Genomic DNA, 18,288 nt, shown 5'->3' on the forward strand with positions numbered 1-18,288 from the left:
CCAAGCGCCGCTGAGCGGTCAGCGGCCGTCTGCGGGGCGACGAAGGCGCGGAACGAGACGAGCCTCACGGCCCTCGGAGCGCCGCCACGCGCCGGGCCCCGCGCACCCTCGAGACTGCCCCCGGACCTGCTAGGCTTCCAGCAGTAGTTGTTCGGTTCAGCGCAGGTGGGTACGTCGGCGCCAACGGTTTCAACGTTGGTGCCTTTGTCTTATCTGGGCCGAAGCGCCCCCGCGACCATCGTGTGGGTGGAGCAACGCTGCACGGGGGTCGACAACGGTCGGCTCCACAGTTCGACGAAAGAGCAAGAAATGTCGCAAGGCACCGTGAAGTGGTTCAACGACGAGAAGGGCTTCGGCTTCATCGCGCAGGATGGTGGCGGTGACGACGTGTTCGTCCACTACACCGCGATCACCGGGAACGGCTTCCGCACCCTGGCCGAGAACCAGCGCGTCGAGTTCGACGTCACCCAGGGCCAGAAGGGCCCCCAGGCGGAGAACGTTCGCGCTATCTGAGAAGGCGTCTCGTCCCCGAGACTTCTGACGAAGGCCCCGACACCGGAACCGGTGTCGGGGCCTTCGTACGTCTGGCGGACGATGTCTTGTCCGTCCGTCCAGGTCGAGCGCGCTCCGTACCCCCGCAGCGGAGCCCGCTCGACCTGAACGCATCCCCATCCCAGCCCTGCCGGGTCAGCGGGCGCAAGGGTTGCACGGGGTTGCAACGCTCGCCCGGGCACGATCGTCGGCCGTGAGAGCGCACACGTGAGCGCGCACAAGGGACGAGAAAGCCGCGAGAAAACCTGGGCTGACCGGTTCGCCGGGTCTACGGTGGGGCGCAGGAAACGACATCCCGCCGCGGGCGACGGGGACCGGAAGGCCGGGGGGCATGGCGGGATCAGGGGCGACAAGGCGTCCGTCGACGACGTCGGTGGACCTGCGCAGCCTGTACCGCGTGCGCTCCGACGTCCTCGCCGGGCGGTCCTCCGCGGTCCAGCCCCGGGCCGTCGTCCGTGCCTCGTGGGACCGCTCCCGGACTCACGGGCTGAGCCCTGACGGGGTTCCCGCCACACCGCCGGCTGCACCGGGAGAGGTCGAGGCCGGGCGCTCCGCAAGCGCGATGCGCCCGCTGGTCGACCAGCTCGCTGAGCTGCTGCGCGACGCGCTCGACTCGGCGGGCATGCTCCTCGCGATCACCTCGCCCGACGCGACGATCCTGTGGCGAGCCGGCAACGCCCCCCTGCGCCACCACGCCGACGAGCTCGGCATGGTCCCGGGAGCGACGTGGGCCGAGGGCAACGTCGGCACCAACGCGATCGGCACGGCGCTCGTCGAGGGTGCGCCGGTCGGCATCCACGCCGCCGAGCACTTCGCCGAGGAACACCTCCCCTGGTCGTGCGCCGCATCCCCGGTCCGTGACCCGCTGACCGGAGAGCAGGTGGGCGTCGTCGACCTGAGCTATCGCCAGCGCGCGGTCAACCCGCTCGCGCTCCCGCACGTGGTGATGGCGTCGCAGCTGGCCCAGGCTCAGCTGCGGCAGGTCTACCACGACAACGCCGACCGCCTCCGGACGCACGCAGGGCCGATGCTCGCACGCCTCGGCGGCCCCGCCATCGCAGTCACGCGGGACGGCATCTCCGCCGCCACAGTCGGCACCGAGCCTCCCGCGCGGGTGCTGCTGCCGTCCGACATGACACCTGGCGCGCTGTGGCTCCCTCAGCTCGGGAACGTCGTCGCCGAACCGGTGCCGGACGGCTGGCTGCTCCGCCTCTCCGAGGACGGTTCCGACCGAGACCCCATGACGCTCGTGCGTCTCGACCTCACCTCCACGCCGACCGTCGTCGAGGTGACCAGCTCGAGCGGCTCGTGGACCCATGCGCTGTCGCCCCGTCACTCCGAGATCCTGCTATCGCTCGTACGTCACCCCGAGGGCCGTTCGGCCTCCGAGCTGTCGGACGACCTCTTCGCGGACCCGTCACGAACGGTGACCGTCCGGGCCGAGATGTCCCGTCTGCGCCGGACCCTCGGAGGGGTGCTCGGCGCGATGCCGTACCGGATCAGCGAGGCGGTGAAGACCGATGTCGTGCTGCCGGACGACGCCGCGCGGCTGCTGCCGGGATCGGCGGCGCCGGTGGTCGTCCGGACTCGCGAGGACCTGGCAGCCGAGATCCGCAGCGGCGGCGGTGGCACGCCCGCCGGCCGGCACCGCGCCTACTGAGGGTCAGCGATCGGACGCGCGCTGATCGGTGCGGGTCAGTCGGTCGAGGAACGCGACGAGGAGCGCCTCCCGGAGCGCCGGCGGGGCGACGTCGAGCAGCGCGTTGACCGGTGCCATCTGCGCAGGCGGCGCCACTCCCCCGCCGTCCTCCGCGTTCGCCAGACCCGCCAGCGCCAGGAGCCCGTCGAACGCCGCGTCGTCCAAGGTGTCAGGGTCGATCGCGCTCGCTGCCGCCCGGAGCTGAGGGTCGACGGCAATCGGACCTGCGGCGACCGCCTCGCCGACGGAGTCCCTGAGATCGTCGAGGAGCTCGTCCACGAGAGGGGCTGTCGCCGCCGACACGGTGAGGTGGAGCGTCGCGGGAAGGTCGCCATACGCCATCTGCGGCTGGACGAACCACCCGCGCGCGAGCATGGCGTCGCTGATCGTGAAGACGTCGCACGCGTCGTCGGTCGTCACGGCGACCAGCGTGGTGTCGGGCTCGGCGGCGAGCGAGAGGTGCTCGGTCGCCTCGACGCCCGCCGCGAGAGCCGTCGTGGCGGTGGACGCTGCGCGCGTCAGTGCGTGGTAGCCGTCGTCGCCGAAGTATGAGACCACCGCCCATGCGGCAGCCAGCGGGCCCCCTGACTTCGTGGACTGGAGGGTGGCGTTGAGCATCGTGTAGCCGGGCCAGTCAGCGCTGGCGAAGAACTGGGGACGGCGAAGCTCGGGCGTGCGGTGGAGCAGCAGCGAGACGCCCTTCGGGGCGTACGCGTACTTGTGAAGATCGGCCGAGATGCTCGTGACGCCCTCGACGGCGAAGTCCCAGGCATGGCGGACCCGTCCATCGCGCTCGAGCCACGGCAGCACCCACCCACCGATGCAGGCGTCGACGTGCAGACGGGTGCCGTGGCGCAGCGCGAGCCCTGCGAGCTCGGGCACGGGGTCGAGCACGCCGTGCGCGTACGAGGGAGTGCTCGCTACGACCAGCACGACGCGGTCGCCGTACTCGTCCAGCGCGGCCGCCGTCGCCGGCACGTCGGCCCGCATCGTCGACGGGTCGACGGGCACGGTCACCCGCTCGACGCCGAAGTAGTGGGCCGCCTTGTGGAAGGCGGCGTGCGCCGTGCTGGGCACCACCATCACCGGTCGAGCCACGTCAGGCCGTGCGTCCCGGGCGGTCTGGACGGCGAGCAGCACAGACTCCGTACCTCCCGACGTCACCGTCCCGACGGCTTCGCGGGGTGCGTGGAACAGCGGCTTGGCGAACGCGACGAGGTCGCGCTCCATCGTGAGGAGGCTGGGGAAGGCTGTCGGGTCGAGCCCGTTGGTCGAGCCGTAGGCGGCGAGCGCCTCCCGGCCGAGGTCGTCGGCCTCCGCGATCCCCGAGTCGTAGACGTATGCCAGGGTCCTCCCCCCGTGCGTCGGGAGGTCGCCGTCGCGCAGGGTCAGGAGGCTCGCTCTGATCTCGTCGGCATCGCGGTGCGGGACAGTCATGGGGTGGGCTCCTGCGGCGTCGCGGTGGGGTCGGCGTCCGCGTCGTGGGCGCCGTTGCGGTGGAGTCGCTCGTCGAGCCGGTATCGGCGCAGCGACAGGAGGCTGACCATGATGAGCAGCGCCGGGACGACCGAGACGCCGACCACGATCGCGTCGAGGGCCGAGTCAGGCTGCGTGACGTCCTCGCCCTCGCGGGACGAGACATAGCCGCCGAGCGACAGCACGGCCGCGAAGAGACCCGGACCGAGCGCCAGACCCAACGTCTCGCCGGCCGTCCAGACGCCGGTGAAGACGCCGATGCGGTTCGCGCCCGTACGCGCCGCGTGGTCCGCGGCCACGTCGGGGATCATCGCCATCGGGAAGACCTGCGCGCCGGCGTAGCCGATGCCTACGACCGCCGCCGCTGCGTACGCGGCCAGGGCCTGGCCGGTCGACGCCACCAGCAGCCCCAGCGCCCCGAGGACGAGGATGCCGGTCGCGGCGGTGTAGCCGTAGCGTTTGCCCCGGCGCGCCGCGACCCGCTCCCACAGCGGCGTGACGAGCAGCGCCGGCCCGACGAACGCGACGAAGAGGAGCGTCGTCGCGCTGCCGCTGTCGAGAAGGTGGTCGGCGACGTACGCCACCCCTGCGAGCATCGCGCCGATGCCCAGCGCCTGGAGAACGAAGGTGGTCAGGAGGTGGCGGAAGTCCGGCGACTGCGCGACGAGCCGCAGCTGGTCACGCATCGAGCCGCCGGCCGTCGCGACACCGTGGTCCGGCGCATCACGTGTGCCCCGGTAGGCGCCCAGCGCACCGAGGAGCAGGATCACCCCGATGTAGGCGCCCATCACCCGGTAGCCCGTCGTCTCCGAGGACGCGTCGCCCACGACATCGACCACCAACGGCGCTGTCGCCCCTGAGAGGAGGATGGCCAGCGCGAGCACGACGACGCGCCACGTCATCAACCGCGTGCGTTCGTCGTAGTCGAGAGTCATCTCGGCAGGCATCGCGACGTAGGGGACCTGGAAGAACGCGTACGCGCTCGCGCACGCGAGGAACAGCACCACGACCCAGGTGCCGGCGAGCCAGGTCGGCTCGGCCGGGCCGGCGAAGATGAGCGCGAACGTCACGGCGAGGAGGACGCCGGCGCGCAGGAGGAAGGGACGGCGACGTCCCCGGGAGCTCGTCGAGCGATCGCTGATGCGGCCCGCGATCGGGTTGAGAACGACGTCCCAGGCCTTGGGGAGGAGCACCATCAGCCCGGCGATGCCCGCGGCGACACCGAGCGTGTCGGTGAGGTACGGCAGGAGGAGCAGACCGGGGACGGTGGCGAAGGTGCCCGTCGCCACCGACCCCAGGGCGTACCCGCGTCCCGTGGCGGATGAGAGGGGAGTCGACGAGGGCGCAGAGTCCATGCGCCGTTTCTATCTCACCGACACGGTCACGTGTCCAGGGTCGTCGTCTCTCGCTCGGGGAGCTCGACGCCCCACTCCGCGAGCTCGTCGACCCGCGCGAGAGCCCAACCGTTGCGGTCCAGACGCAGGTCGGCGGGTCGCTCGAGACCCAGCCACGTGACAGGCTGCGCCCGGAAGCCCAGGACGAGACCCGACTCGACCGAGCTGGCCACGAGGTAGTCGGACCGTGCCACGTCGTCGGCCGACTCCCCCGCCCACGCCGCGACCGTGTCGACCACCTCGTCCTGAGAGCTGACCGTGGCCCGGAGGACGTCACGGGCCTCCACCAACCACGTCAGGCGTCCGCCACTCGACCACGACTCGAGGAGGAGCACCCGGACGCCGTCGTCGAGCGCGGCCCACGGGAAGTGACGGTGCCGCCACAGGCTCCAGTAGGCGCGGCCGCGGACACCGGGATCGGAGTCGGGGCCGTCGGGCACGTCGGTGCGGCGGGCACGGCGGCGGTGCTGGACGAGTACGGTCTCCATGGAGGTCTCCCGGTGTCGGTCGGAACCACGAACCTAGGGTGGCGAGCAGCGCCGGGGTCCGGTCGTCCACAGCCGCGCCCACGCGTGACGGTCGTCCCCAGGTAGGAGGCTCGTCGTGACCAGCTCCGCCCGTCCGCTCGGTCCGTTGCCGACCGGTGCCCGCGTCGCCCTGGTCGCTCCGGCCGGCCCTGTCGTGCCGGAACTTGTCGACCGTGCCTCGACGCTGCTCCGCTCGTGGGGTCTCGAACCCGTCGAAGGCAGGCATCTGCGCGGCGTGCATCCGCGAGCGTCCTATCTGGCCGGGACAGACGAGGGCCGTGCCGCCGACCTGGTCGAGGCGTGGTGCGATCCCTCGATCGAGGGCATCTTCTGCGTCCGCGGCGGCTACGGCTCCGTCCGTCTCCTCGACCACCTCGACGCCACCTCGCTGCGGTCGGCGCGGCCGAAGCCGCTCTACGGCAGCTCCGACGTCACCGCGCTCCACGAGTACTGGCGCGAGGTCGTCGGTGTTCCCACCTGGTTCACCCCCATGGTCGGCACGCTGTCGTTGCTCGACGACCCGGCGGCCACGGCGAGCCTGCGACGCGCGGTGGTCGAGCCCTTCCGCGCCCGCGTCTACTCCTCCGAGGGCGCGGAGACGCTGATCCCCGGCACCGCCTCCGGCACGCTGATCGGAGGCACCCTCACGATGTTGGCGATGACGGCGGGAACGCGGTCCGCACCGCCCCGCGCGCCGGGGCCGTTCGTCGCCCTTCTCGAGGACGTGGACGAGAAGCCGTACCGCATCGACGGGCTCCTCGTGTCACTTCTCCGTTCCGGCTGGTTCGACGGCGTGACGGGCGTCGTCCTCGGCAGCTGGCTCGACTGCGGCCAGCCCGAGGAGGTCCGTGCCGTGTGTGCAGAGCTGCTCGCACCGCTCGGGATCCCTGTCGCCTGGGAGCTCGGCTTCGGCCACGCCGCCGCGGCGGAGAGCGTCCCGCTCGGGGTGAGTGCGGTCCTGGATGCGTCTATCCCATCGCTCACGATCGTCGACACGGCTACGATCCACTGACCTCTCACGTCAGGAGTACGGATGAGCGACGGCACGCCTGCCCGTCCGCAGCGACGATCCGCCGCGCTGCTCAAACGCCGGCTCGTGGACGAGCAGCGGACGCAGCTCGACGCGATGCTCGACTGGATCCTCACCGACCCGACGCTCGAAGAGATGGCCGCGCAGATCGTCGGCGCCCGACGACGATTCGTCATCGGCGCCACCCAGTCGTTCTCGTACGCGTCGCTGCTGGCGCTCGACCTGAGCGCCAGCCTCGCCAACGTCCACCTGGTCGACGGCACCATCATCCGGCCGATCGACGTGCTGAGCGACGTGCGGAGCTCGGACGCGATGGTGGCGTTCTCGGTGCAGCGCTATCGCAAGTACACGATCGACATCGCGGCGGCGTTCCGCGACGCCGGCGGCCGCCTGCTGGTGATCACCGACTCGCCCGACGCACCTCTGGCCCAGCTCGGCGCCGACGTCGTCCTCGTCCCACCGCCCGGCGTCTCCTTCGGCCAGTCACCCTCCAGCCTCAGCCTCGTGATCAGCGTCATCGCGTCGCTGACGGCGGCGAGCGCCAAGGGCGCCGGCCGACGAAGTGCGCAGCGCGACCACCTCGGAGAGGTTCTCGACCTGTACATCGAGTGACCGCCGAGCAGTCGGTGACGCTCCTCTTGGACACGTGACCGAAACCACGCTCCGTCGTGCGATATCTCGGCCACCCTCGTGCGTTATTCAGAGTGACAGGGCCGGGATGTCGACCCCCTGCCCGATCCGGTGGATCGCCACGAAGGGCGCCGCTCATGTCTCCCCCGGCGAGAGCGGCCCCTCTCGTGGCTACGGCCTCGCCACGCGAACCCTCGGCGGCGCGTCCCGCGCGAGAGCGCGCACGCGCGCGATCGCGCCTACGCTGACCGTGCCGTGACGTTCACGAGCAGTGGAGCAAGGAGGACCCGTGGCGAAGAACAGCAAGCCCAGCAAGGCAGAGAACGAGCTGCGCAAGCGCGTTGCCGACCTCGAGCGAGCGCTCGACGACGCGACGAACCGACTCAAGCGAGCGCGCAAGGACACCGACAGGTCGCGCGCCGACGCGGAGAAGGCGATCCGCAAGGCGTCGAAGTCGGCGCAGCGCAAGATCGCCGAGACCGTCGACTCCGCACGCGACGAGCTCGCCCGGCTCGGCAAGACCGTCGTCCCCGGACCGTTCGGCGGCTCACCCGAAGAGGCATCAACGAACGTCTCAGCGGCGCCGTCTGAGATCTCGAGCCCGCCGAAGGCACCCGACACCTCGCAGCGCCGGGTCGCACCGCGTGACGACACGAACACGTCGGCGTCACGCACCGGTGCCACGAGGACGACGGGCAAGACCGCTGCGAAGAAGAGCAGCGCGAGCACGACCACCGCGAAGAAGACCGCCGCCAAGAAGACCACGGCAAAGAAGACCACCGCGAAGAAGACCACGTCCGGCGGCTCGAGCGCCCGCGGGCCGTACGCCTCCATGACCGTCGCCGAGCTCCGCAAGGCTGCTCGGGAGAAGGGCGTGAAGGGCTACTCGGGCATGTCGAAGTCGGAGCTGGTCTCGCGGCTCGGGAGCTGAGCGCTCAGGGGGCTCGTTCGCGCGCGCTAGGCTCGTCGACGGCGTTCGCGCCAGCTCTCTCGGGAAACGAAAGGCCCCCACGTGTTCTCAGGCCCCGCGCGGCGCCGCCGCATCATCATCTTCGTCGCTGCTGCGATCGCCGGTTTCGGCGTCGCGTCGCTCGCCGTCCGCTCGCTCCGAGGCGGCGGGGCGGACAGGGCCTGAGCCGGGCCCGCCCCGCTGCAGCGGGAGACGCGTCGGTCGACCAGGTCAGCCGGTCACGATCGGCGCTCTGGCCTGGTCTGAGGCGTGCCCATGTGGCGCCTCTCAGTGCTTTCGTCCCTTGGACGGATAGACCGCGTCCACCTCGACCTCGACGAGCCAGCCGGCGACCGGGAGGTTCTCGATCTCCAGCGCGAACCGTGACGGCCGTGCCGGGTTGACGACGAACGGCTGCGCGGGCGCCGCCGTCCCGAGGGGCACGTCGATCGGCTTCCTCGTCGACAGACTGGTGTTGGCGAAGTACTGCCGGTACGCCCGGTTCCACCCGGCGAAGTCGGCCGTGGCGGCCCCCGCCGGGTTCTGGAGGAACACCCGCATCGTGATGACGTCGTCGTACGAGAGCCCCTGCCGAGCGAGGTTCTCGCCGATGCGGCGCAGCACGTTGATGCCCTGCGCCTCCGTGATCGTCACCCCCGGCGGCAGCACGCCGTCGGGGAAGACTGCCGTGTCGACGTAGCGCTGCTCGGATCCCGCGGGTGCCGCGGCGTTCAGCGCCGACGGGCCGAGCCCGCTGGACTTGTAGACCGGCGTGCTCGCGCCGATCGCGACACCCTCGGCGATCATCGGGTTGTCCTGGCCGACAGGAAGCGCGGGCACCGCGGTGCCGGGCTTCGGCGGCTTGGCGAAGGTGCCGTGCGCGATCGCGCTGGCCGGGAGGCACACGAGCGCGGTCGCGGCGACGGCGACCGCCGTACGGCGACGGGCGCTCATGCCGACACCACCCGGGTGTGCAGGGACTCCACGGCCGCACGCGCGGACACCATCGCGCCGTGCTGCCAGGCGATCGTGTACGAGAGGTGGTCGCCGGCGAAGTAGACGTTGCCGGAGGGCTCGAGCAGCCTGTCGTAGTTCCCGTCGGTCCGTGACGGCCAGCCCACCCACGCGCCCTCGCTGTACTTCGTCGACGCCCAGTCGACGGAGAACGACGACCGCAGGTCCTGCTTGTAGACGTCGCCGTGGATGGCCGCGCCCTGGTCCAGCGCCTTGGCGAGCCTCCCCCGCGGCGTGAGCGTCCCGTAGGTGGTGGCGTTGCTACCGGTGTTGTAGTAGCCGATCATGGTGCCTCGCTCTCCGTGGAAGCCCGAGGACGGGTACCACACGTTGCCCAGCTCGTTGTCCGCGTTCGTGATCCCGCCGTAGATCTTGTGGTCGAGCTCCCACCAGCGTCGGTCGTACTCCAGCCCGATCTTTCCGGCGTTGCTGGGCCGGGCGTACGCCAGAGCCGAGACGACCTCGGGCGGCAGGTTGCTCGGGATCGTCGCCGCGAGGTGCGGCGGGATCGTGCAGACGAGGAAGTCGGCGGTGGCCTTCTTGGTGCGGCGTCCGCCCGTCGAGTACTCGACCTCGACACCCGTGCTCGTGTTGCCGAAGGCCGACACCTCCGCTCCGTACTCGATCTTGTCGCGCCCGATCGCCCGCTCGAACGCGTACGCGATCCGGTCCATGCCGCCGACGGGCTGGAGCATCTGCATCGCCTGGTCGAACCCGAGCTCGAACGAGAAGTAGTTGCCGATCCCCGACGCGAGCACGTCCGACAAGGCGTACGGCGCGATCGGCTCCCCGGCGGTGACTCCCGGCTCGATCGCGTAGCCTCGCCGTCCGCTGCCGGTGTAGCGGTAGCTCGCGGACGGGTCACCGGCGACCTTCGCCCCGAGCGAGCCGAAGTTGCGGAGGAGCGCGATCAGGGCGTCCTTGTCGGCCTGGGTGAGGTAGGTGTCGAGGGCACCCTGGTCGGTCGCCTTCGCGAGCAGCTCGGAGACGTAGCCGTAGACGTCGGCCTTCGCCGCGCGGTGGCGGATCGGCTGCCCTGCCAGGTTGTGCGCGCCGGTCCGATAGAGGTAGGCGTCGGCGTTCTGGTTGACGAACGTCTCGAGCTCCACCCCGAGCTCGCGGCAGTAGTCGACGGTCACATGGTGCTGCGGGAGCCGGGCCGGGCCTGCGTTCATGTACTGCCCTCGGGAGAAACGCGCCCTCTGCGTCTGTCCCTTGAGATCGGTCTCCGTCGTCCCGCCCCGGACGCTCCAGCTGCGGCCGCCGGGGCGGTCACGGGCCTCCAGGATGGTGCACCGGTAGCCGGCCTTGCCCAGCTCGTACGCGGTGGTCAGGCCGGCGATGCCGCCACCGAGGATGAGGACACGTTTGCGGCCGTGCCGAGCGAGCTCGGAGGCCTTGGGAGGAGTGAACGGTGGCGTCTCCGCGGCGGCGGCCGGGCTCAGCCCGAGCGCCCCCATCGAGTGAAGCATGACTCCTGCGCCGCCGGCGATGCCGACCTGCTTGAGGAAGTCGCGTCGAGTCTGGGGCATGGCGCGCTCCTTGCTGAAGGTGTTGCGCCGACCGTAGGAACGTCATGTTTCCGCCACCTCCGGTCACGTGTTTCGTTTCGGTCACCGAGCGCGGAAGACTGCCTGCATGAGCAGCTTCTCCGACGACGACCTCCGCCACCTCCGCCGTTGCGTCGCGCTCGCGGCCATCGGGCTCGACGAGGGCAACGAGCCCTTCGGGTCCGTGCTGGTGAGCGCAGACGGCACCGTCCTGTTCGAGGACCACAACCGCGAGAAGGACGGTGACCACACCCGTCATCCCGAGCTCGCGATCGTCCGGTGGGCGGTCGAGAACCTCGAGCCCGAGGACCGCGCGTCCGCAACCGTCTACACCTCCGGCGAGCACTGCGCGATGTGCTCGGCCGCCCATGCCTGGGTGGGCCTCGGCCGCATCGTCTACGTCGTCGCGTCGACGCGGCTCGCCGCGCTGCTCGAGGAGTGGGGCGTCGGTCCCTCCCCCGTCGCGCCGCTGCCGATCACGACGGTCGCCCCGGGCCTCGCGGTCGAAGGACCGGTCGAGGCGCTCGCCGCCGAGATGGAGGCACTGTACGAGCGGTGCTTCCGGCCGGTGTGACGATTGTTGACGACGCTAAGCCCGCGTGACGACGTGCGGCCGGAGAACGACGCTCCTCACGTGTCGTAGCGGGTCGACACCTCGAGGAGGTCGCTCATGTCCGCGCCCGGGGGCAGCTCGACCGGCTCGGCACCTCGTCGCAGCAGCCGGGATCCGGAGACCCCGCCCAGACGTGCCGTCGTCTCGGTCACCTCGAGCCAGGCACCCTCACGCATGCCCAGCACCGGGACGTCGTTGTCCTCGAGGAACTGCTCGAGGCGTTCCTCCCGCGTCTCACCCATGTGGGTGCTTGCCGGGTCCGCGTCGACGTAGTGGGCGTTGATCTGGAACGGCACGAGCCCGAGGGCCGTGAGTCCCGCCGGCTCGGTGATCGGCATGTCGTTGGTCGTACGGATCGGCGGGCAGGCGACGTTCGTGCCGGCGCTCGATCCGACGTACGGCACGCCGTCGCGCACGCGCTCGCCGATGGTGGCGAGCAGGCCGGTCCGCTGCAGCGCGCGCAGAAGACGGAACGTGTTGCCTCCCCCGACGAAGATCGCGTCGGCGGCGTCCACCACGGCCCGCGGGTCGGACGCACGATGGACCCCCTGGACGGTGATGCCCACCGACGCGAGCGCTGTGGCAGCTCTCGCCGTGTAGGCGTCGCGGTCGGCCAGCGCATACGGGACGAAGGCGACCCTCCCACCGCTCGGGAGGTGGCCCGCGATCGTCGGCAGCGCGTACGCCAGGTAGTCCTCGCCGTGCAAGGTCGAGGTGGACAGAAGGAGCAGTCGCACAGGGCCTCCTCGTGAAGCGGCTCGGGCGATTGTCCCGCTCCGCGCTCGAGGCCGCGAGTCACCGCCTGGTGAATTCTTGCGGCGCGGCGATCTCGGGTCGGCGGACCGACCCGAGACCAGTATGACCGTTTTCACACCGCCGACCCCCGTCCTGTGGGATCGCTCCAGACGTTGTAGAAGTGAAGGAGCAGCGCTCGCTCGGACGGCTGCTCCCGGATCTTGAGCGAAGGAGCACGACGTGTACGGCATCGACCTGAGCGTCGCCGGCTCAGCAGTACGGCGGAGCCTCGACGGACGACGACCCGGCCCCAACCACGTCTTCGTGGTGGCGGAGGTCGAGGTGAGCAACCGCGGCGACGGTGCGGTCGCCGTCTCGACGGTCCCGGCCGTCTTCCTCGCGGCCGACGGCACCCAGCACGACCCGGCCGTGCCTGCACTCTGGCCGGCCGACGAGGTCGTGGTCGCGCCGTACTCCAAGGAGAGGGTCAAGGTCGTCTTCGACGTCCCGCGGACGAAGGCCGCCGGCGGCGCCGTACGGATCGTCCGCGGTGACGGCCCGACAGGACGTCGCCTCCACCTCGCCTCCTGAGCGCAGCAAGAACGGACGCTGGGTACGGCTCGCCGAGGCGAAGCGTGACCGCGACATGTGACGCGTCACGCCGGTCAGCCTCGACGAAGGCGCGTGACCGCAGGCGCGTCGTCGAACGCGTCGCCTCTCATCGTGCGGGCGGCGACGTACAGCCGGCGGGTCCGATGACCCGGGAGGCAGGTGCGTGGCACGGAGACCGTGATCGTGCCCGTCGACCGCTTCCAGGTGCCTCGCAGACCCATGCATGCGCGGGGCCTGTTCTGGAAGTGGTCGAAGAAGAACAACCGGGCCTTGGCGCGCTGCCCGGGCATCTTGCGGACCACGGCGACGTAGCCCGCCTCGAAGATGCCGTACCGGCTGATCGCGAGACTCGCCCGGCCCCGCTTCCCGAGGTGCGGGACGCGGATCGTCGTGGACACGCGGCTGCCGGTGTGACGATAGGTGGCCCGGGAGATGTCGATCGACGCCGGTGCGTCACGGCGTGTGTCGGTCCGGGCGCGCGTGTCGGCGCCGGCCGGTGACGCGGTCAGGGCGAGCGCTGCGGTGCAGGCCATCCCGACGGTGATGGTCATGATCTGAGTCCTCATGACGGTGCTCCTTCCCCGAGGGCTCCTCCACTGTCGCCCGCGACAGGGCCAGCGGACGGCACCGTTGCAGGAAGCCGTCACGGCGACGCTCCACCGCCCCGGGATCAGGGGTTGACCAGCACGCGGGCGAGCTCGGGGAGAGCCTCCCGCTCGCGGTCCAGGATCTGTCGCGCGTGAGTGACGGAGTCGACCAGCGGATGCAGCGCGAGCGCCTTCAGCGCCGCCGACCGCGAACCCGACGTGGCGGCCTCGATCGTCATCCGCTCCACGTCCTTCACGGTGCTCACGAGGCCTCGCTCGTGCGGACGGAGCTGCGAGACCGCCACGGGTCGCGGACCGTCAGCACCGACGGTGCACGGCACCTCGACGATGGCGTCATCGTCGACCGCGTCGAGCGTGCCGTCGTTGGGCACGTTGAGGACCAGCTCGGCCCCTTCGTCGGCCGAGATGGCTCCCATCAGCGCCAGCGCGACCCGGTCGTAGCCACCGCCGTCCAGGTCCTCGTCGTCGCGCTCACCGGCGTCGGTGCTCGCGCGTCCCTCGGCCATGTAGGTCTCCTCCCGGTCGAGCCGGGTGCGCTCCCAGCCACCGAGGGCGTCACCGTCGCCGCGGTAGAAGCGCTCCTGCTGATCGAGCAGGTACTCCCCGCGCGTCGTGCCCGCCTCCGTGATCGCCGCGACGGCGTCGGAGGTGTAGTACCAGTACCAGAGGTACTCGTTGGGCACGGTCCCCAGCGAGGCCAGCCACTCCGGGCCGAACAGGCGGCCCTCCTCGATCTGCATCAGCCGGTCCGGCCGAGACAGGACATCGGGGAGCACGTCCTGGCCGTCGACCACGGCGCGGTGGAGCCAACCGAGGTGGTTCAGGCCGGCGTAGTCGAAGGTGATGGTCTCCCGCGGCAACCCGAGAACGCGCGCCACGCGCTTGAACAGCCCGACCGGCGAGTCGCAGATCCCGATCACGCGGCGCCCGAGCACCGCCGACATCGCCTCGGTCACCATGCCCGCGGGGTTCGTGAAGTTGATGACGTACGCCTCGGGCGCGGCGCGCCGTACGACCTCAGCGAGCCGGAGCGCCACGGGGATCGTGCGCAGGCCGTAGCAGACCCCGCCCGCCCCGGTCGTCTCCTGCCCCAGGAGCCCGACGCCGAGCGCCGACCGTTCGTCGCACACGCGACCGGCAAGGCCTCCGACGCGCATCGCCGAGAAGACGAAGTCTGCGCCCGTGACGGCCTCGGTGAGATCGGTCGTCACCCTGATCCGCGGCGCGTGCGGCAGTCCGGGTGCGAGGTCGGCGAGGACGGCGGCGATGCGACGCAGCCGGGCGTCGCTCGTGTCGTGGAGGACGAGCTCGTCGACCCGGGACGCCCCTGCGTCCGAGGCGAGGGCGCGATAGACGAGCGGGACCCGGAAGCCTCCGCCGCCGACGATCGTGAGTCTCACAGGGCCTCCTGGACGATGGCGCGGTCCTCGGACGACGAGCCGGCTGCGGCCAGCGCGCGAGCGACGTGCAGCTCGACACCCGCCTCGGCGAAGACGCGGGCGGCGTCGGGGTCGACGTCGCGGTCGGTGACCAGCGCGTCGTACTGGTCCGGCCCGCACACGCGGACGTATCCGCCGCCGGGGAGCTTGGTGTGGTCGGCCAGCAGCACGACCCGGTCGGCAGCCCGCAGCATCGCCTTCTTGACGGGGACCTCGACGGCGGTCGTGTCGAACACCGATCCGTCCTCGCGGACCCCGCTCGTGCCGAGGAAGAGGACGTCGGCCTGCACCTGGGCGATCGCCTGCTCGGTCATGAAGCCGACCATGGAGTGGTAGTTGGTGCGGACGAGACCGCCGAGCAGCATGAGGTCGACGACCGGGTCGTCGCGCAGCTCGTCGTAGACAGCGAGGCTTGACGTGATGACCGTGACCGTCCGCCCGCGCAGCAGCCGCGCGACCAGGCTCGTCGTCGTCCCGATGTCGAGCAGGACCACCGCGCCGTCGGGCACGAGCGTCGCCGCGTGCTCGGCGATCGCGCGCTTCTCCATCGGGTTCTGGGTGGCGACGCGCTCGAACGGCGCCTCGCGCTCCAGGGCGGGAGCGGCTCCGCCCCGGAGCCGTCTCAGACGGCCGGTGCGCTCCAGCGCCGAGAGGTCCCTGCGGATGGTCGCGTCGCTCACGTCGAGGACACGCGCCAGGGTGGCGACGTCGACCGGCCCGCTCGTCTCGAGCAGGTCGAGCAGCCGTTCATGGCGGAGATTTGCGCGCACCCGGTGACCATAACAGTCACTTTTACGCATGCGCACTCATGACCGATCACTACTTGCGCGGATATGCGCGGTTGAGCGAGACTCACGGGATGGCTCAGGCGGCGGCAGATGCGGAGTTCGACCTCTTCGTCACAGGTCCGGTCTTTCTCGACATCATCTTCACCGGCCTGCAGGAGGCGCCCGTCGGAGGGCGGGAGGTTCTCACGTCCGGCATGGGATCGAGCCCCGGCGGCGTGGCCACCCTCGCGGTCGCGGCGTCGCGCCTCGACCTGCGGACCTCGCTCGGCGCGGCGTTCGGCGACGACATGTACGGCGACTACCTCTGGTCGACCCTCGCCGACGACGAGGCGATCGACCTCACGACCTCCCGCCGCTGGGCCGGCTGGCACTCCCCCGTGACGGTGTCGCTCGCCTACGACCAGGACCGGGCGATGATCACCCATGCCCACAACCCTCCGCGCACCGACGACCGCACGCCGCCGCGCCCGCGGGCCCGGGCGGCGTTCGCCGACCTCGCCGCCGAGCGTCCCGACTGGGTCGACGACGCGATCGCGGACGGCACCCTGGTCTTCGCCGACGTCGGCTGGGACCCGACCGACACGTGGGACGCCGCCGCGCTGCGTTCTCGGCTCGAGGGCTGCCACGCCTTCGTGCCCAACGCCATCGAGGCGATGACCTACACCCGCACCGACTCTCCCGGCGCAGCGCTCGAGAGGATCCGCGACTGGGTTCCGCTCGCCGTCGTCACGGCCGGGAGCTCGGGGTCGTACGCCGCGGACGCCGAGAGCGGCGAGACCGCCTGGGCCCCCGCGCTGACCGTGCCCGCGCTCGACCCGACCGGCGCCGGTGACGTCTTCCTCGCCGCTCTCGTCGCCGGCACGCTGCGGGAGTGGCCGCTGCTCCAGCGTCTGCGCTTCGCCAACCTCTGTGCCGCGCTGTCGGTGCGCGACTTCGGCGGAGCTCTCGCGGCCCCGGGCTGGGCGGCCGTCTGCGACTGGTGGGAGGCCGTCGAGCCGGGCTCCTGGCTCGCCCGCGACTACGCGTTCTTGGACGACGTTCTGACCACCGTCGAGCACAGGACGTACGGTCGTGCCGTCGCGACGATCGGTTTCGTCGGGACCCAGCACGACCACCCCCGGCACGACGCGTCCCAGCCTCGTCGTCGGGATTTCCGTATCGCCGACACCGGCGAATGACCACAGGAGCCGCCATGTCCCACCGCCCCGCATGGAAGTCGGTGCTCGCCGTCACCGCGGTGAGCGCCGTCCTCGCACTGTCTGCCTGCACGCCGGGCGGCGACGGAGGTGACCAGGAGAGCAAGGACGCCGAGGCGAGCGACATCGAGACCGACGTCGCCGCCATGGGCGACCTGACGCTGGACGTCTGGGATCAGGAGGTTCGCGGCGGTCAGGCCAAGCAGATCGAGGCGCTCAACGCGGCGTTCCAGAAGAAGTATCCCAACGTCACGATCAAGCGGACGTCGAAGTCGTTCGACGACCTCCAGAAGACCGTCCGCCTCGCCATCACCAACGACGACGCGCCCGACGTGGTCCAGGTCAACAACGGCCGAGCCGACATGGGTCAGTTCGTCGCCGCGGGGCTCATCCAGTCGCTCGACGGGTACGCCGAGGTGTACGGCTGGGACGAGCGCTACCCGGAGTCCGTGCGCAGCACCGCCTCGTACAGCAAGGACGGCAAGACGTTCGGCGAGGGCAGCCTCTTCGGGATGCCGCAGGTCGGAGAGATGGTCGGCCTCTGGTACAACAAGGCCAAGCTGGCCAAGCTCGGTCTCAAGCCGCCGGCGACGCTGGACGAGTTCGACAACGCGATGAAGGCGGCGAAAGCGGCCGGCGAGCTGCCCGTCCAGCTCGGCAACGCCGAGGCCTGGCCCGCGATCCACGACTACGCCGTCGCGATGAACCAGTACGTCCCGCGGGACGATACGCGTGCGCTCGGCTACGGGCGCGAGGGTGCCTCGTGGACGTCGGAGGAGAACGTCGAGGGTGCAGACCTCTTCGTCTCGTGGGTGAAGGACGGCTACCTCACGCCCGAGTTCAACGCCGTCCCGAACGACACCGCATGGCGCAACTTCGCCAAGGGCCAGGGCGTCTTCATGATCGGCGGCACCTGGTACCAGGCCGACCTCGAGGCGGCGATGGGTGACAACCTCGGCTTCGCGCTCCCACCGGTGGGTCCGGTCGGCGAGCCTGCCGTCACCGGCGGCACGGGACTGCCGCTGGCGATCACCGATGCGAGCGACCACGCCGACGCCGCCGCGGCGTACATCGACTTCCTCACCGATGCCGAGGCCATGAAGGTGATCCAGGCGAACGGCGGACTCCCCGTCGTGGACGGCGACGAGGCGATCGCCAAGGGCGCGGCCAAGGAGGTCATCGCTGCCTGGGGCACGGTGACCGAGCAGGACTCGCTCGTGCCGTACCTCGACTGGGCGACGCCCGACATGAGCGACCTGATGGGCCAGCAGCTCCAGAAGCTCAGCGACGGATCGGTCGACACGTCGGCGTTCCTCGACGCGATCGAGAAGAACTACTCGGAATTCACGGACACGAACGAGTGACGACGGACGAGACGGTGACCGTCCCGGGCCGGGGGGCCCGCCCCCCCGGGGGGCCGCCCCGCGGGGCGGGGGGGCCCCCGCCCCCCCCCCCCGCCCCCCGCGGCGGGCGGCG

General features: G+C 71.1%; 19 protein-coding genes. 10 read left to right on the forward strand and 9 right to left on the reverse strand.

Features of this window, described 5'->3' with window-relative positions; genetic code table 11:
* The first annotated feature begins 309 nt into the window (after positions 1-309).
* Positions 310-513: a cold-shock protein gene (locus PV363_RS07125; protein WP_139105401.1), complete on the forward strand. Its 204-nt coding sequence runs from the start codon at positions 310-312 to the stop codon at positions 511-513.
* 436 nt (positions 514-949) lie between these two features.
* A complete protein-coding gene (locus tag PV363_RS07130) occupies positions 950-2,212 on the forward strand; it encodes a helix-turn-helix domain-containing protein (protein ID WP_301022007.1) in 1,263 nt (420 codons plus the stop codon).
* Positions 2,213-2,215: 3 nt separating this feature from the next.
* Here the strand turns inward: PV363_RS07130 and PV363_RS07135 are convergent, their stop codons facing one another.
* Genes PV363_RS07135 through PV363_RS07145 form a run of 3 tightly spaced genes read right to left on the reverse strand, consistent with a single transcriptional unit; the run spans position 2,216 to position 5,609 of the window.
* A complete protein-coding gene (locus tag PV363_RS07135; RefSeq protein WP_220341505.1) occupies positions 2,216-3,688 on the reverse strand; it encodes an aminotransferase class V-fold PLP-dependent enzyme in 1,473 nt (490 codons plus the stop codon).
* Positions 3,685-5,082 carry an MFS transporter gene (locus tag PV363_RS07140; RefSeq protein ID WP_301022008.1) on the reverse strand — a complete coding sequence of 466 codons (1,398 nt, stop codon included), beginning with the start codon at positions 5,080-5,082 and terminating at the stop codon, positions 3,685-3,687. Before PV363_RS07140 ends, PV363_RS07135 begins: the two co-directional genes overlap by 4 nt.
* A gap of 26 nt (positions 5,083-5,108) precedes the next feature.
* The gene (locus PV363_RS07145; RefSeq protein ID WP_301022009.1) at positions 5,109-5,609 is read right to left on the reverse strand and encodes a hypothetical protein; all 501 of its coding nucleotides are present in this window, start codon (positions 5,607-5,609) and stop codon (positions 5,109-5,111) included.
* A gap of 115 nt (positions 5,610-5,724) precedes the next feature.
* Here PV363_RS07145 and PV363_RS07150 point away from each other — a divergent pair, with 115 nt between their 5' ends.
* The 4 genes from PV363_RS07150 to PV363_RS07165 all read left to right on the forward strand — a co-directional run bounded on the left by PV363_RS07150 (position 5,725) and on the right by PV363_RS07165 (position 8,443).
* Entirely contained in the window at positions 5,725-6,660 is a 936-nt protein-coding gene (locus tag PV363_RS07150; protein WP_301022010.1) for an LD-carboxypeptidase, read from the forward strand.
* 21 nt (positions 6,661-6,681) lie between these two features.
* The gene (locus PV363_RS07155) at positions 6,682-7,290 is read left to right on the forward strand and encodes an SIS domain-containing protein (RefSeq protein WP_220341501.1); all 609 of its coding nucleotides are present in this window, start codon (positions 6,682-6,684) and stop codon (positions 7,288-7,290) included.
* 307 nt (positions 7,291-7,597) lie between these two features.
* Complete coding sequence (locus PV363_RS07160; protein ID WP_301022011.1) at positions 7,598-8,239, forward strand: Rho termination factor N-terminal domain-containing protein; 642 nt, start codon at positions 7,598-7,600, stop codon at positions 8,237-8,239.
* 81 nt (positions 8,240-8,320) lie between these two features.
* Entirely contained in the window at positions 8,321-8,443 is a 123-nt protein-coding gene (locus tag PV363_RS07165; protein ID WP_301022012.1) for a hypothetical protein, read from the forward strand.
* 102 nt (positions 8,444-8,545) lie between these two features.
* On the opposite strand, the gene PV363_RS07170 is transcribed toward PV363_RS07165, so the two are convergent.
* Both PV363_RS07170 and PV363_RS07175 read right to left on the reverse strand, forming a co-directional pair.
* Positions 8,546-9,211: a Rid family hydrolase gene (locus tag PV363_RS07170; RefSeq protein ID WP_220341499.1), complete on the reverse strand. Its 666-nt coding sequence runs from the start codon at positions 9,209-9,211 to the stop codon at positions 8,546-8,548.
* Complete coding sequence (locus PV363_RS07175; RefSeq protein ID WP_220341498.1) at positions 9,208-10,803, reverse strand: flavin monoamine oxidase family protein; 1,596 nt, start codon at positions 10,801-10,803, stop codon at positions 9,208-9,210. Before PV363_RS07175 ends, PV363_RS07170 begins: the two co-directional genes overlap by 4 nt.
* A 106-nt stretch (positions 10,804-10,909) precedes the next feature.
* On the opposite strand from PV363_RS07175, the gene PV363_RS07180 reads away from it, so the two are divergent.
* Positions 10,910-11,395, forward strand: coding sequence for a nucleoside deaminase (locus tag PV363_RS07180; RefSeq protein WP_220341497.1), 486 nt, complete (start codon positions 10,910-10,912; stop codon positions 11,393-11,395).
* A 56-nt stretch (positions 11,396-11,451) separates the two neighbouring features.
* On the opposite strand, the gene pepE is transcribed toward PV363_RS07180, so the two are convergent.
* Complete coding sequence (gene pepE / locus PV363_RS07185; RefSeq protein ID WP_301022013.1) at positions 11,452-12,171, reverse strand: dipeptidase PepE; 720 nt, start codon at positions 12,169-12,171, stop codon at positions 11,452-11,454.
* Positions 12,172-12,409: 238 nt separating this feature from the next.
* Between pepE and PV363_RS07190 the strand changes: the two genes are divergently transcribed.
* Positions 12,410-12,760 carry a DUF4352 domain-containing protein gene (locus PV363_RS07190; RefSeq protein WP_220341495.1) on the forward strand — a complete coding sequence of 117 codons (351 nt, stop codon included), beginning with the start codon at positions 12,410-12,412 and terminating at the stop codon, positions 12,758-12,760.
* Positions 12,761-12,834: 74 nt separating this feature from the next.
* On the opposite strand, the gene PV363_RS07195 is transcribed toward PV363_RS07190, so the two are convergent.
* The 3 genes from PV363_RS07195 to PV363_RS07205 all read right to left on the reverse strand — a co-directional run bounded on the left by PV363_RS07195 (position 12,835) and on the right by PV363_RS07205 (position 15,598).
* Positions 12,835-13,347, reverse strand: a complete 513-nt coding sequence (locus tag PV363_RS07195) for a hypothetical protein (RefSeq protein ID WP_301022014.1) — start codon at positions 13,345-13,347, stop codon at positions 12,835-12,837.
* Between the two features lie 104 nt (positions 13,348-13,451).
* Positions 13,452-14,789 carry a 6-phospho-beta-glucosidase gene (locus PV363_RS07200; RefSeq protein WP_220341493.1) on the reverse strand — a complete coding sequence of 446 codons (1,338 nt, stop codon included), beginning with the start codon at positions 14,787-14,789 and terminating at the stop codon, positions 13,452-13,454.
* A complete protein-coding gene (locus tag PV363_RS07205; RefSeq protein WP_301022015.1) occupies positions 14,786-15,598 on the reverse strand; it encodes a DeoR/GlpR family DNA-binding transcription regulator in 813 nt (270 codons plus the stop codon). Before PV363_RS07205 ends, PV363_RS07200 begins: the two co-directional genes overlap by 4 nt.
* A gap of 38 nt (positions 15,599-15,636) precedes the next feature.
* On the opposite strand from PV363_RS07205, the gene PV363_RS07210 reads away from it, so the two are divergent.
* Both PV363_RS07210 and PV363_RS07215 read left to right on the forward strand, forming a co-directional pair.
* Positions 15,637-16,794: a PfkB family carbohydrate kinase gene (locus PV363_RS07210; protein WP_220344989.1), complete on the forward strand. Its 1,158-nt coding sequence runs from the start codon at positions 15,637-15,639 to the stop codon at positions 16,792-16,794.
* Positions 16,795-16,808: 14 nt separating this feature from the next.
* A complete protein-coding gene (locus tag PV363_RS07215; protein WP_301022016.1) occupies positions 16,809-18,176 on the forward strand; it encodes an extracellular solute-binding protein in 1,368 nt (455 codons plus the stop codon).
* Positions 18,177-18,288 lie beyond the last annotated feature (112 nt).

This window comes from Mumia sp. (assembly GCF_028803055.1).
Classification (GTDB): Bacteria; Actinomycetota; Actinomycetes; order Propionibacteriales; family Nocardioidaceae; genus Mumia.

Coding starts and splice junctions, on each gene's coding strand:
- PV363_RS07125 (WP_139105401.1), top strand. CDS start 310: ATGTCGCAAGGCACCGTGAAGTGGTTCAACGACGAGAAGGGCTTCGGC.
- PV363_RS07135 (WP_220341505.1), bottom strand. CDS start 3,688: ATGACTGTCCCGCACCGCGATGCCGACGAGATCAGAGCGAGCCTCCTG.
- PV363_RS07140 (WP_301022008.1), bottom strand. CDS start 5,082: ATGGACTCTGCGCCCTCGTCGACTCCCCTCTCATCCGCCACGGGACGC.
- PV363_RS07145 (WP_301022009.1), bottom strand. CDS start 5,609: ATGGAGACCGTACTCGTCCAGCACCGCCGCCGTGCCCGCCGCACCGAC.
- PV363_RS07155 (WP_220341501.1), top strand. CDS start 6,682: ATGAGCGACGGCACGCCTGCCCGTCCGCAGCGACGATCCGCCGCGCTG.
- PV363_RS07170 (WP_220341499.1), bottom strand. CDS start 9,211: ATGAGCGCCCGTCGCCGTACGGCGGTCGCCGTCGCCGCGACCGCGCTC.
- PV363_RS07175 (WP_220341498.1), bottom strand. CDS start 10,803: ATGCCCCAGACTCGACGCGACTTCCTCAAGCAGGTCGGCATCGCCGGC.
- PV363_RS07180 (WP_220341497.1), top strand. CDS start 10,910: ATGAGCAGCTTCTCCGACGACGACCTCCGCCACCTCCGCCGTTGCGTC.
- PV363_RS07195 (WP_301022014.1), bottom strand. CDS start 13,347: ATGAGGACTCAGATCATGACCATCACCGTCGGGATGGCCTGCACCGCA.
- PV363_RS07210 (WP_220344989.1), top strand. CDS start 15,637: ATGACCGATCACTACTTGCGCGGATATGCGCGGTTGAGCGAGACTCAC.
- PV363_RS07215 (WP_301022016.1), top strand. CDS start 16,809: ATGTCCCACCGCCCCGCATGGAAGTCGGTGCTCGCCGTCACCGCGGTG.